13 protein-coding genes are annotated in these 12,488 nt (G+C 45.8%); 7 read left to right on the top strand and 6 right to left on the bottom strand.

What is annotated here, in order from left to right:
* The first annotated feature begins 243 nt into the window (after nucleotides 1-243).
* From asnS to HZF10_RS06630, 5 genes are all read left to right on the top strand, one after another.
* Nucleotides 244-1,677, top strand: a complete 1,434-nt coding sequence (gene asnS, locus HZF10_RS06650; protein WP_176005417.1) for an asparagine--tRNA ligase — start codon at nucleotides 244-246, stop codon at nucleotides 1,675-1,677.
* Between the two features lie 261 nt (nucleotides 1,678-1,938).
* Entirely contained in the window at nucleotides 1,939-2,616 is a 678-nt protein-coding gene (locus tag HZF10_RS06645; RefSeq protein ID WP_176005416.1) for an MBL fold metallo-hydrolase, read from the top strand.
* Between the two features lie 129 nt (nucleotides 2,617-2,745).
* On the top strand, nucleotides 2,746-4,203 hold the full coding sequence (rpoN, locus tag HZF10_RS06640; RefSeq protein WP_176005415.1) for an RNA polymerase factor sigma-54: 1,458 nt from the start codon (nucleotides 2,746-2,748) through the stop codon (nucleotides 4,201-4,203).
* 125 nt (nucleotides 4,204-4,328) lie between these two features.
* Nucleotides 4,329-4,721, top strand: a complete 393-nt coding sequence (locus HZF10_RS06635) for a hypothetical protein (protein ID WP_176005414.1) — start codon at nucleotides 4,329-4,331, stop codon at nucleotides 4,719-4,721.
* A 4-nt stretch (nucleotides 4,722-4,725) separates the two neighbouring features.
* A complete protein-coding gene (locus tag HZF10_RS06630; RefSeq protein WP_176005413.1) occupies nucleotides 4,726-5,331 on the top strand; it encodes a hypothetical protein in 606 nt (201 codons plus the stop codon).
* Between the two features lie 158 nt (nucleotides 5,332-5,489).
* Here HZF10_RS06630 and HZF10_RS06625 read toward each other — a convergent pair whose 3' ends face one another.
* Nucleotides 5,490-6,209, bottom strand: a complete 720-nt coding sequence (locus tag HZF10_RS06625; RefSeq protein WP_246282498.1) for a porin family protein — start codon at nucleotides 6,207-6,209, stop codon at nucleotides 5,490-5,492.
* Nucleotides 6,210-6,328: 119 nt separating this feature from the next.
* Between HZF10_RS06625 and HZF10_RS06620 the strand changes: the two genes are divergently transcribed.
* Nucleotides 6,329-7,075 carry a phosphatase PAP2 family protein gene (locus HZF10_RS06620; protein ID WP_176005411.1) on the top strand — a complete coding sequence of 249 codons (747 nt, stop codon included), beginning with the start codon at nucleotides 6,329-6,331 and terminating at the stop codon, nucleotides 7,073-7,075.
* A 242-nt stretch (nucleotides 7,076-7,317) separates the two neighbouring features.
* On the opposite strand, the gene HZF10_RS06615 is transcribed toward HZF10_RS06620, so the two are convergent.
* Nucleotides 7,318-7,737 carry an OsmC family protein gene (locus HZF10_RS06615; protein ID WP_176005410.1) on the bottom strand — a complete coding sequence of 140 codons (420 nt, stop codon included), beginning with the start codon at nucleotides 7,735-7,737 and terminating at the stop codon, nucleotides 7,318-7,320.
* Nucleotides 7,738-7,822: 85 nt separating this feature from the next.
* A complete protein-coding gene (locus tag HZF10_RS06610) occupies nucleotides 7,823-8,851 on the bottom strand; it encodes an alpha/beta hydrolase (protein ID WP_176005409.1) in 1,029 nt (342 codons plus the stop codon).
* Nucleotides 8,852-8,962: 111 nt separating this feature from the next.
* On the opposite strand from HZF10_RS06610, the gene HZF10_RS06605 reads away from it, so the two are divergent.
* Nucleotides 8,963-9,934: a hydrogen peroxide-inducible genes activator gene (locus tag HZF10_RS06605; protein WP_176005408.1), complete on the top strand. Its 972-nt coding sequence runs from the start codon at nucleotides 8,963-8,965 to the stop codon at nucleotides 9,932-9,934.
* Nucleotides 9,935-9,953: 19 nt separating this feature from the next.
* On the opposite strand, the gene HZF10_RS06600 is transcribed toward HZF10_RS06605, so the two are convergent.
* The 3 genes from HZF10_RS06600 to HZF10_RS06590 all read right to left on the bottom strand — a co-directional run bounded on the left by HZF10_RS06600 (nucleotide 9,954) and on the right by HZF10_RS06590 (nucleotide 12,487).
* Nucleotides 9,954-10,403 (bottom strand): hypothetical protein, encoded by a 450-nt coding sequence (locus HZF10_RS06600; RefSeq protein WP_176005407.1) that lies wholly within the window; start codon nucleotides 10,401-10,403, stop codon nucleotides 9,954-9,956.
* A 37-nt stretch (nucleotides 10,404-10,440) separates the two neighbouring features.
* Complete coding sequence (locus tag HZF10_RS06595) at nucleotides 10,441-11,334, bottom strand: GNAT family N-acetyltransferase (RefSeq protein WP_176005406.1); 894 nt, start codon at nucleotides 11,332-11,334, stop codon at nucleotides 10,441-10,443.
* A gap of 127 nt (nucleotides 11,335-11,461) precedes the next feature.
* A complete protein-coding gene (locus HZF10_RS06590) occupies nucleotides 11,462-12,487 on the bottom strand; it encodes a cytochrome d ubiquinol oxidase subunit II (RefSeq protein WP_176005405.1) in 1,026 nt (341 codons plus the stop codon).
* Nucleotide 12,488: the final 1 nt, after the last annotated feature.

Here is a 12,488-nt window from a genome sequence, read left to right as displayed (position 1 = left end):
CCGCGCCTCAAAAAACGGCGTAATTGGCGCGGACTAGCAGCAGACAGCCGGAAAAGCTTCAAAAAACACTTAAACTGCTGTTACTTTTGGCCGTTCGTGTTTCGTCGTTCGCGTTTCGTCTTTATATTTGCAGCCTTAAAATGTATTCTTAAAAAATGAAACACCCGCAACGCATAGCCGTTTTTGTACGCAGCGTTGAATAAGGGTGTTCCATCTGACCTATTGAAAAAATATTATCGACAGATGAAACACACGAAAATCAAAGACCTGCTTTGCTGCACCAAGCCGCTGACCGACGTTACGGCCAAAGGTTGGGTGCGCACGTTCCGAAACAATCAGTTTATCGCATTGAACGACGGATCTTGCCTGAATAATATCCAGTGCGTCGTGGATTTCGAGAATACGCCAGAGGAAACTTTGAAGCGCATCACCACAGGCGCGGCGATTTCCGTAACCGGAGACTTGGTCGAAAGCCAGGGAAAAGGCCAGAAATACGAAATCCAGGTCAAGAAAATCGAGATTCTGGGCGATTCGGATGCAGAGAAGTTTCCGATGCAACCTAAAAAACACTCGCTCGAATTCTTGCGTGCCAATGCGCATTTGCGTGTGCGTACGAACGCTTTCGGGGCAATCATGCGCGTGCGTTCGGTTTTGGCATATGCAGTGCACAAATATTTTCAGGACAAAGGTTTCGTTTACGTGAACACGCCTGTGATTACGGGCGCTGATGCGGAAGGTGCGGGTGAAATGTTCCAGGTGACGGCTTTGCCTTTGGACAATCTGCCGAAAAACGAAACCGGCGGAATCGATTACAAACAGGATTTCTTTGGGAAACATACGAACCTGACGGTTTCAGGCCAGCTTGAAGGTGAGACTTTCGCGATGGCGTTGGGTCAGATCTATACGTTCGGACCGACTTTCCGTGCAGAAAATTCAAACACTTCGCGTCACCTTGCGGAATTCTGGATGATCGAGCCTGAAGTCGCGTTCAACGATCTCGACGACAACATGGATCTGGCGGAGGATTTCATCCAATACGTCGTGAAATATGCGCTCGATAATTGCACCGAAGACTTGCAGTTTTTGGAGCAACGCCTGATCGAGGAAGAAAAGAACAAGCCTCAAGCCGAGAGAAGCGAAATGGCATTGATCGAGAAATTGAAGTTCGTTCTCGAGAACAATTTCAAACGCGTTTCGTACACCGAAGCGATCGACATCTTGAAAGATTCGACCCCTAACAAAAAGAAGAAATTCCAATATATCATCGAGGAATGGGGCGCCGATCTTCAAAGCGAACACGAGCGTTTCCTTGTAGAGAAACACTTTAAATGTCCGGTGATTTTGTACGATTATCCGGCCAACATCAAAGCGTTCTACATGCGTCTCAACGAAGACCAGAAAACGGTGCGCGCCATGGACATCTTGTTCCCTGGAATCGGAGAAATCGTCGGCGGATCGCAGCGTGAGGAACGTTATGATGTTCTTGTCGAGAAAATGCGCGTTCTTGGCATCGATGAAGAAGAACTTTGGTGGTACCTCGATACGCGTCGTTTTGGAACTGCTGTTCACTCGGGCTTCGGGCTTGGGTTCGAACGATTGGTGTTGTTCGTGACCGGGATGACGAATATCCGCGATGTGATTCCTTTTCCTAGGACGCCTCAGAACGCTGAGTTTTAAGAATAGAGCCTCGAATCTTCGGGGCTTTTTTTATGGCAGTTCTTTGCGTATGAAGTTTTAACAAAATGTACATTTTTTCTGTAATCGCATGCCCATTCGCTTTCGTAGGGATAACACTTCCCCTTCCCTGAAGGTAATGTCGGGATTTCCCGAATACACCTAATACAGAAAAAATGCACTTTTTGTTAAAGTTTGTACATCGGCCAAACCAAACCCATTTCGTATCTTGAGGCTGATTACACCAAACACAGAACCAAACACATGAGGAGTATTTATAGTATCGCAACTTTAGTCTTTGCCTGTTTTTCCCTTTCCGGATTCGCGCAAACCGGCGAAATCAAAATCAAGTTCATCGGCAATTGCGGGCTTTACCTAACCGACGACAAGACGAATTTCTACATCGACTTCCCTTACAAATCAGGCGCTCACGATTATATGGAATACGACAAGGCCGAAATCGACAGCATCAAGCCGGACGGGATTTTCATTTTCACGCACCGCCATTCAGACCATTATTCGGAAAAAATCCTGAAGAAACTAAGCGGTCAGAAATTTGATCCTTTCAATGTGGAAGAACTTGAAAAATTAGGGCAATCGATTCCGGATTTCGACATCAAGGCGTTCAGGACCGACCACACCGTTTTTGGCATTTCGTTCAAGCATTACTCCTATCTGATCACTTGGCACGGCAAGAAAATCTATTTGTCGGGCGACACGACAGAATCAGAAACTTTCGCGGCGCAGTCTGGGATAGACTGGACTTTCGCTCCGGCCTGGCTGCTCATGGACGCGAAGGAGAAAGGCATCAAATTGGCCGGAATCAGCCAGAAATTCGCGATTTACCACATTGGTCCGAAAGACAAAATCACGGTTGACAAAAGCGACGACCGCATGATCGCTCTCGACAAATCAGGTCAACGGATTTCAATTCCGTATTGATAAAATCAAGATTGCGGGACGAATTTTAAAATTTGGTTAATTGCCCAATCTGTTAACGGTTTTAGGCGAGTTTTCGTAAATTTGGCAAGCGGTCGTCAGTGCCGATTTTTGTAACAATCCATCCGATTCATGCTAAAGCAATCCCTAAACCTCAAACTCCAACAAAAGCTATCGCCTCAGCAAATCCAGCTGATGAAGCTGATCCAGCTGCCAACGCAGGCCTTTGAGCAGCGTTTGAAGGAAGAGATGAACGAAAATCCGGCGCTTGAAGGCGGACAGGAAGAAGACGATTATGAAAAGGACGATTTCGAGACCGACGAATACGACGATTACGATGACAGCGATTCGATAGATGCCGAAGACATCAACATAGACGAATATCTCAGTGACGACGACACGCCCGACTACAAATTATCGGCGAACAATTATTCGGATGAAGAACAACGCGAATCGCCGTTGGCCGCTTCGGTGAGTTTCCATCAGGATCTGATCAACCAGCTCAATACTTTCATTTTGGACGATGAGGAACGCGAAATCGCCGAATTCCTTATCGGAAGCATCGACGAAGCCGGTTACATCCGTCGATCGATTCCCGATATCGTAGACGACATGGCGTTCACCCAAGGAATTTACACCGACGAAAAAATGGTAGAGCGCGTGCTCCATATCGTGCACGAACTCGAACCGTCAGGCGTCGGCGCACGCGATTTGCAGGAATGCCTGCTGCTTCAGCTCAAGCACAAGACACCGACCGAATCGGTAGAATTGGCGACCCAAATCATCGAAGATCAATTCGACGCATTCACCAAAAAACACTACGATAAACTGCGCGCGAAATACGGCGTTTCGAACGAGCAGCTCAAAAAAGCGATCGACGAGATCGAAAAGCTGAACCCGAAACCGGGCGGTTCTTTTGCGAGCGGCACACGTCTTATCGAACACATCGTTCCCGATTTCACGATCCGTGTGGTCGATGGCGAACTCGAACTCACCTTGAACGGCCGAAACGCACCGACGCTTCACGTTTCCAAAGATTATCAGGAAATGCTGCAGACGTACAAGGATTCGCGCGACAAATCGCAACAACAAAAGGATGCCGTCACATTCATCAAATCGAAACTCGATTCGGCAAAATGGTTTATCGATGCGATCCGCCAGCGCCAGGAAACGCTTTTCGTGACGATGAACGCGATCATGCATTACCAGCAGGAATATTTCCTCGACGGAGACGAAACCAAGTTGCGTCCGATGATTCTCAAAGACATCGCCGATTTGGTCGGACTCGACATTTCGACCGTTTCGCGTGTGGCCAATTCGAAATACGTCGACACGCCTTACGGCACGAAACTCATCAAGGAATTTTTCTCGGAAGCGATGATGAACGACCAAGGCGAAGAGGTTTCCACGCTCGAAATCAAGAAAATCCTACAGGATGTGATCGCCGACGAAGACAAGAACAAGCCGCTTCCCGACGACCAACTCGCCGATATTCTGAAAGAACGCGGCTATCCGATCGCGCGTCGAACGATTGCCAAATACCGCGAACAACTCGACATTCCGGTGGCGAGGATGCGTAAGAAAATTTAGGTCCTGGGATGAAAATCATCATACATTACACTCATAAAAATCAAGCACTTGCACAAGTAAAGGCCAAATTCTGGCTCATACACAAAAAACGTTTTCTGGCTACTGTAACAACCTTACTTTTTTGTATGGTATTTGCAGCTGTCGAAATAGGGAATGGCTCGGATCCCGTTGTGTTGACTCTTTTCTGCACTTTGGGCTTGTTTCTTTTGGTTCAGGTTTTGAAATTTTGGCATGCGTACAGAAGTTCCATCAAACGCGCCGACGACTTTGCAAAAAAGATCATCCCAAGCGAGGTCGTGTTTGACGATGAAGGCATCCGAAAAACGTGTGACCATTTCGATATTTTCACAAAGTGGAGTTATTACTCGCATTATTACCCGCATAAGAATTTCCTTGCCATTTTGGATCACAACGGTTTTGCGCTTGCGAACATAATCTATCGAAAAGACCTCCCGGAAAACGATTATGAAGCTTTGTCATCTTTTGTCTCGAATAGGCTTCATCTGTTTAACCGTTAACGACATGAAAAAAGTCCTGCCGGCTTTCTCGTATCTCTTCCACCCGATTTTCGTTTCGGTATACGCGACGTTGTTGTATTTTTTGCTCGACCTCAACGCCTATAATACCAGCCAGAAATACCTGATTTTACTTCAAATCTCGATCATTACGGTATTCATTCCGATTTGTATTTTCTTCCTGTTGCGGTCGTTGGGAAAAATCGATTCGATCATGTTGTCGGAATTGTCGCAGCGCAAGATTCCGTTGTTCATCCAATGTCTTTTGCTGTACATTTTGATTACCAAAAGCATTACGATCGATGCGATTCCCGAACTGTTTTTCTTTTTTGCGGGTGCGGCGATCAGCTCGCTTTTGGCATTCGCGTTAAGTTTTCTCAAGATAAAGGCCAGTCTGCACATGCTCGGCATAAGCGCGCTTACGGCTTTTGTGGTCGGATTGAGTTTCCACAACCAGGTGAACGCGCTTTTGATTGTCGTCGGATTGGTCGCGCTCAACGGATTCGTCGCCACTTCACGACTCGAAATGAAAGCGCATACGGGTAGTGAACTCGCGATCGGCTTTTGCTGCGGACTCATTCCGCAAATCGTGCTTTGGTATTGTTGGTTATGAACTCGTTTAGACTTTTCCGATCGAGATAAAAAATTTAGATTTTTTGTTCAGTTCTCCGATTTTTTGGAGTTGCATAGCAGCGCTACGGAACGAGAAAAATTGGAGAACTGGGCGAAAAAGATGTTTTTTTAGCCGATTAGGAAAAGTCTAAACGAGTTCTAGAGGATGTAGAACATCAGCCCGACGTTGACGGAGCTCATGTCGATCGTACTTCCGTTAACCGTACCGCTTTTGAAAATCGGATTCAAACCGTACTGCACATAAGCGTTCCAGGTATTGTAACCCGCCGCGAGATATACGCTATAGCGCATTTTATTGAGGTCGTCGTTGTTGATGATGAGCGTCTTTCCGCCATCGCCGACGAATTTGGAACGGCTGTAAAAAAGGTAACTGAATTTGACACCCGTGTAAACCCTCCAGAATTTATGGCTTCGCATCGTAGAGTTTCTCCAACGGAATTCGATCGGGATATCGATGTAATTCAACGAAAGTTTGTTCTTTTCGTAATAAGTCGAATCGGAAATCAGCTCGTATTCGGGAATCACGCCTTTTCCGTTCACGATCAGGTTGTAGTTGAAATTCTGTAACGCATATCCGAAACCGGCCGCAACCGAAATCGTGCGGTCTTTGTTGATGGGCATGTCGCGCAAAAATCCGATCGTAAAACCGGTCGAAAATTTGTTTTGCGTGACCTTGTCGGGCGTATTCGACAAAATATTGTACGTGAAACTCGTGTAGAACTGGTCTTCGCGATACAGTGAATCGAGTTCGGTATAGCCAGGGATTTCGGGCATCGGCGCGATGGCGGTCGAATCGGTTTTTTGCGCGAAAACCGGGAACACAAGTAACAGGAACAAGGCGAAGGCTGGAAATCTCATAGGCATACGATCGGTTAAAAATACAAAAATTCGCGATGGCTAACCGACTTAAGATTGACTTAAACCGATCGGGTCCAACCAATATTGCGATTGGCATAGCGTTTTGCCAAAAAAGCCTCATGAACAAAACCGCTTTATTCCTTTTTTTGCTTGTCGGAAGCAAGACGTTTTCTCAAAACACAGACTCTACTTTTGTCGCCAAAGATTCGGTCAAATTCGATTTCAAGGCATTTGCCGTTCCCGCCGTTCTTATCGGATATGGTGTAATCGGGCTCGAAAGCGACCAACTCAAAAGCTTCAATTCCCAAATCCGTGAGGAAGTCACCGAAGACATAGACGAAAAGATCACCGTAGACGATTTTACGCAATACTCGCCTTTCGTTTCGGTTTACGCACTCAATGCCATGGGAATAAAGGGCAAACACGATTTCAAAGACCGCACCATCATTTTGGCGACTTCGTATCTGATGATGAGTTCGACGATTCTCGGATTGAAATCGATTACCAAACAGCAAAGACCCGATGGCAGCTCGCGCAATTCGTTTCCGTCGGGCCATACCGCCACGGCCTTCATGGGTGCCGAATTTTTGTATCAGGAATACAAGGACAAATCGATTTGGTACGGGGTTGCGGGTTATGCGGTCGCCACGGGAACGGGCTTGTTCCGCATGTATAACAACCGGCATTGGCTTACCGATGTGGCCGCGGGAGCCGGAATAGGAATCTTGAGCACTAAAATGGCGTATTGGGTACAACCGTGGATCTCGCGCACGATTTTTGGAGACAAACAAATGGATGGCAATTCAAGCCTGATGCCGTTTTATGACGGAAAACACATAGGCTGCGGAATGGTCGTGCGGTTTTGAAATGCGTTGGAACGATTTGGTATCCGAAATTGCATTTTGAGGTTTAGACCTAACAGGTTTCAAATCTGTACCCGGCGGGAAACCTGTTAGGTCTAACCGAAGTTAGCGGATTTTTTCCACGCTGCGGTACAGATTTTCTGTAGTTTTTCTTAAAGCTTCCTGCACAATTCAGCTTGGATTTAAAAAAAACAGGCCCCAAAAAGGAGCCTGTTCCGTCATCAATCAACTTAATCAAAACACACTTAGGAAAGTGTTGCTGTAAGCGTAATCTCGGCGTTCAAAACTTTAGAAACCGGACAGATCGCTTTTGCTTTTGCGGCCAATTCCTGGAATTTGTCTTCGGCCAATCCCGGGACGACAGCGTTGAGTTCAAGGTGGATTTTGGTGATCGTACCGTCTTCGAACGTCAATCTTGCTTCGGTGTCGAGATTTTCTGCGACGTATCCGGCTTCGTTCAACAGGAAGCTCAATTGCATGGTGTAGCAACCCGAGTGCGCGGCGGCGATCAATTCTTCGGGATTTGTCCCGACGCTACCGTCTTCGAATCTTGTCTTGAACGAAAGTTGTGTGTTGTTCAAGGTTGTGCTTTGTGTAGAAATGGTTCCTTTTCCTTCCATTCCTGTTCCTTTCCAGTTTGCGTTTGCTTTTCTTGTGAATTTCATGATTTCTGAATTTATGTGTTTGTAAATGTTTATAAGCGTTTGTTGTCGTTTGTTTTTGGATGCTTCCGTTTACTTTCGGATCGTTTTATTTTGTTTCGGCTTTCAAGAAGTCGATGGCTTGTGCGATAGCGGCTCTCGGGGCTGGCGTTCCAGTAATTGGATTCAACATTACGAAGTCGTGAATGGTTCCGATGTAGCGGGTTGCGGTCACTTTCACTCCGGCTGCATTGAGTTTTTTGGCATAGGCCTCGCCTTCGTCACGCAATACGTCGTTTTCGGCTACGATCACCAAAGCTTCAGGCAATCCTTTGAGTTGGTCGATGTCGGCACGAAGCGGAGAAGCGTAAATGCTGTTGCGGTCTTCGGTTTTCGGAGCGTAGGTTTTCCAGAACCAATCCATGGCGTTTTTGGTAAGGAAGTGTCCGTTGGCAAATTGTTGGTAAGATGCAGTGTCGAGGTTATCGTCCGTTACAGGATAGAACAACAGTTGGAAATCGATGTGCGGTCCTTTGCGGTCTTTGGCCATCAAGGTTACGGCAATCGCCATGTTTCCGCCGACGCTGTCACCGGCAACTCCAAGTTTTGTAGTGTTCAATCCCAGTGAAGCACCGTTGGCTTTGATCCATTTCGTAGCGGCGTACGCTTCTTCGTTCGCAACCGGGAACAAAGCTTCAGGCGATGGTGTGTAGTTTACGAAAACCACGGCTACATTCGCTCCGACGGCTAATTCGCGTACCAATCTTTCGTGTGTGAAGAAGTTTCCGAGAACCCATCCGCCACCGTGGAAGTACATCACGGTCGGCAAGTTTCCTTTAGCGCCTTTTGGTTTTACGATGGTCAGTTTTACGGTTTTGCCATCTTGGGTGATGGTTTTTTCTGTGATGTCAGCCGGTTGCAATTTGTAGTTTCCGGTTTGTGCGCCGATGAGTACTTTTCGTGCATCGTCATAAGAAAGTTCGTAAAGTTGTTTTCCCGTTCCGTCGCCGTGTACGGCTTTAAGGAATTCACGTGTTTTGTTTTCGACTGCATAATTTCCTGAAAGGGCAGTATCGATTTGTCCGAAAGACAAGATTGTGCTTAGCAAAGCGATCGAAGTAATGATGGTTGTTTTCATGATTGTAAGTTTTAATGATGGTTATTTCATTTTGATGAGACAAAGATATTTCGACTTACCTTCATAAAACAAATTGATAATTTTTTATCTTTATAAAATAAAATTATAATTATGACTTTGCAACAGCTTAAATACATAGTCGCTTTGGATGAAGAACGCCATTTCGCGCGGGCTGCCGAAGTATGTATGGTGACACAACCCGGACTTACGATCCAACTCAAAAATCTCGAAGAAGAAATCGGAATAAAAATTTTCGACCGAAGCAAAGTGCCGTTGACGCCAACTTTGGCCGGAACCGAAATCATCCAGCGCGCCAAAAAGATATTGCGTGAAGCCGATGACATCCGCGATTTCGTGATCAACCAAAAGAACACGCTCGAAGGCGAACTCAAGCTCGGCGTGATTTCGACGCTTTCACCTTATTTGATTCCGCTGTTCATTAAACAGATGCGCGAATTGGCGCCCAAAGTGCATTTCATCATCAAGGAAGCCTCGACGTATCATTTGATGCGCGATCTCGAATCGGGCGCGATAGACGTGGCGCTTATGGCAACGCCGACGGGAAATGCGAACCTCATCGAACACAGCGTCTTTTCTGAACCTTTCGTGGCGTATCTCAACGAAACGCATCCGAAAGCATCCGAAAGCACTTATGAATTGCAACCTACAGACAGACCCGAACTCTTGCTGCTGCAGGACGAATTCTGTTACAATGCGCAACTGCTCGACATTTGCGGGATTAAGGACGTAAAAAAGATAAAGGAACAATTCACGTACGACATCGGCTCGATCGAAACGCTCAAGAATTTGGTGCGTGCCGGGCTCGGCTTTGCGATCATTCCGCAACTTTCTACGGCTAACGAAAATCACAGCGAACTGTTCAAGCCGTTCAAGGATCCGAAACCTGTTCGCGAGATCAGTTTGGTCGTGACCGATAGTTTTTCGAAGAAATTACTGCTCGAAAAAATGCACGAAGGCATCTGGAATTGCCTTCCCGAAGATTTGAAAAAAGATTTCGCGTTCAAGAAAATCCGATGGAACGACTCGCCTTATTGGATTGGGAAAATATCGGGCGGAAAATAAATGCAGAATCTGGCTAGCGTTACCAGCAGGTTGAGAAAAAAGAAGAATTATGACCCAATGATGAAGCTATCTCACCTTCTTTATCTATTCGGTATACTCTATCCATTTTGTTTATAAATAACCAATGCTTAAGAGATCGATCGCTATACATCGTATCTCTTTGACTGGCAGTTTGAAATATGAATGCGTATTTGAATTCAAACAATCCAGGGTTATCATCAATCGGCAAAGCCTGAACTTCTTGAACAAGATTACTGCGCATTGAGAATTTAGCGTGCAGATCCGGCCAGTTCCAAAAGCTCCTCTCCGAAATATCAAAAGATTGTGTACTTGAGGAGGACTCGACGTATTTTATCACCTCCACATCATAGGCATCGTTCTTTCTTTTTGAAGCAATACCGCAACCAACAGCTAACAGGATAATTAACGAGGATGCTATTTTCATTTTTCCTTTGAGTTCGTTTTTCATTATTATTCAACAGCGATTTGGGACCGCATGGATAAATTTAGATTGCCATGTACAGCAACGGATACGGTTTTCCCAATCCGTCGGTTGCGGTTTCCTTGTAGGTCTTGAACCCGAAACGCTCGTAAAAACCGACGGCCCGAACGTTGTCTTTGTTGACTTCGACTTTGCGAACGCCCAAATGGTTTAATGCGAATCCGATCAAAAATTTGCCGACTCCTTTTCCCCTAAAATCATCGTGTATGAAAAGCATTTCGAGGTTTTCGTCGAACACGCCCAAAAATGCTATGATGCGACCGTTTTGCCTTACGGATTTCAAAATCGGAACCGAACGGAATACGTCTCCGGTTCTGACCATTTCTCGAAAAAACTCAAAATCATCGGGCGAAAGGAAGTCGTGCGTCGCCTTTACGGAATTTTCCCAAACGGCAAAAAGTTCTGGATAATCGGCCTCTACCGCATTTTGAACACAAATATCCGGCAAGGTGAAAAATTCGTACACTTCCAAAAACCTTCCTGCAATCTTGCTTTCAAAACTACTTGTGACGCATCCGCCCATTTTGTCGTAAAACCCTTTGGCTCGCGGTTCGGCCACTAATCGGAATGTGGTTTTGCCTTTTATTGAAACGGTCCTTCGAATCTCATCAAAAATGTGCTTCCCGAAACCTCTGCGCATGTTTTGAGGAGTGAGCCACAAATGATCAAGCTCAGTCGGTTCACCTTCGATGATCGAGAAAAAACCGATCAGTTTGCTATTCGCGAAGATTTTGACGACGTGATTTTCAAGAATGTAATCAGGTGTAAGCGTCAATTCGGTTTTCCAAAGTTGCATCCATTCGTTCGGATAACCCCAATTCCGCTTGGATTCGAACGCAATTTCGGATAATTCTCGGGCGTCGTTTGGAGTCGCTTTTATGTACGTGAGGTTTGGCATATTGTTTTAACAAATGACATAGAAAAACTGTAATTGGTGTGGATTTCAAAAAGTTAAATTTGCTAGACCTCAAAGGTTTTGAAAACCTTTGAGGTCTCTCTGGAAAATCTGCAAACCCAAAATCGCATCACTCCTTATCTTCCAACATCTTAATCATGTGGAACGATTTGAGCAAGTGCAAAAAACCCGGAATAATCAACAAACCACCGATTATCAAAGAAATCGCAAGCACGTTCATCACACTTTGAGGCGCGAGGCCGTCCATAAAATTGAGTTTGCCCGACGTCGTTTCAATCACATGCGGAAAATGCGTGATGGCGGCCGCGAACAAAATCAACGAGACCTGTAAACCGCCAAAAAAACGGCATCTTTTGACGCGTCCGAAACGAATCGCGCGAAACAGCGGATAAAGCAAGATTGCCGACAACAAAACCGCAGCATCTGCAAAAGGATTCGCAACGAAATCGGTAACGAAATCGCGCCCTTCGGCAAAGCCCGTTATCAACACCAAAAAACCGAAAGCGATTACGGCAAGGATCGCAACCCTGGCTTTTCGCATGTACATTCTCTTTTCGTCGTCCGAAGCTTCTCCGATCAAGAAAACCGAAGCCAAAAACGAACACAAGGTCGCATAAAAACAACCTATCAAAATCGGGAAAACCTGCAACCAAGGATGCACATATACCTCATAAAAACCAGCATTCGGATTGTCTTCGATCAAAACGATGTCGCCCGTGACCAAAGCACCGAACGTCATGCCGAGGAAAATCGGCGTAATCAGGCACGATATCCTGAAAAGACGGTCGTAAAGCTTTTGGGAACCGCCTTTTATCGCGTCGTAATGGCGAAAAATAAAAGCCGCGCCTCTCAACGTAATCCCGAGCAAAACCAGTGTTAACGGGATGTGCAGATAAACGACGACGACATTGTACGTGGCCGGAAATCCAATCCATAAAATCACGATCATGATGATGATCCAAATGTGGTTGGCTTCCCAAACTGGTCCCATGACTTCGTAAACGGTTTTTTTGATCGGTTTTTGGTTGTCTTTGGAAGAGAATAATTCGATGATTCCGGCACCAAAATCGGCACCGCCAAGCAACACATAAAGGAAAAATGAAAGGACAAGGAAAACTAAGACGACGTACAGCATA

This window comes from Flavobacterium agri, assembly GCF_013401995.1.
In the GTDB taxonomy this organism is placed as follows: Bacteria; Bacteroidota; Bacteroidia; order Flavobacteriales; family Flavobacteriaceae; genus Flavobacterium; species Flavobacterium agri.
Note: the sequence above shows the minus strand (reverse complement) of the source record. Positions and strands in the feature narration are given on the sequence as shown.

Bases quoted from the DNA above. Each gene is read 5' to 3' on its own strand.
- asnS (WP_176005417.1), top strand. From the start codon at position 244: ATGAAACACACGAAAATCAAAGACCTGCTTTGCTGCACCAAGCCGCTG.
- HZF10_RS06645 (WP_176005416.1), top strand. From the start codon at position 1,939: ATGAGGAGTATTTATAGTATCGCAACTTTAGTCTTTGCCTGTTTTTCC.
- rpoN (WP_176005415.1), top strand. From the start codon at position 2,746: ATGCTAAAGCAATCCCTAAACCTCAAACTCCAACAAAAGCTATCGCCT.
- HZF10_RS06635 (WP_176005414.1), top strand. From the start codon at position 4,329: ATGGTATTTGCAGCTGTCGAAATAGGGAATGGCTCGGATCCCGTTGTG.
- HZF10_RS06630 (WP_176005413.1), top strand. From the start codon at position 4,726: ATGAAAAAAGTCCTGCCGGCTTTCTCGTATCTCTTCCACCCGATTTTC.
- HZF10_RS06625 (WP_246282498.1), bottom strand. From the start codon at position 6,209: ATGAGATTTCCAGCCTTCGCCTTGTTCCTGTTACTTGTGTTCCCGGTT.
- HZF10_RS06620 (WP_176005411.1), top strand. From the start codon at position 6,329: ATGAACAAAACCGCTTTATTCCTTTTTTTGCTTGTCGGAAGCAAGACG.
- HZF10_RS06615 (WP_176005410.1), bottom strand. From the start codon at position 7,737: ATGAAATTCACAAGAAAAGCAAACGCAAACTGGAAAGGAACAGGAATG.
- HZF10_RS06610 (WP_176005409.1), bottom strand. From the start codon at position 8,851: ATGAAAACAACCATCATTACTTCGATCGCTTTGCTAAGCACAATCTTG.
- HZF10_RS06605 (WP_176005408.1), top strand. From the start codon at position 8,963: ATGACTTTGCAACAGCTTAAATACATAGTCGCTTTGGATGAAGAACGC.
- HZF10_RS06600 (WP_176005407.1), bottom strand. From the start codon at position 10,403: ATGAAAAACGAACTCAAAGGAAAAATGAAAATAGCATCCTCGTTAATT.
- HZF10_RS06595 (WP_176005406.1), bottom strand. From the start codon at position 11,334: ATGCCAAACCTCACGTACATAAAAGCGACTCCAAACGACGCCCGAGAA.
- HZF10_RS06590 (WP_176005405.1), bottom strand. From the start codon at position 12,487: ATGCTGTACGTCGTCTTAGTTTTCCTTGTCCTTTCATTTTTCCTTTAT.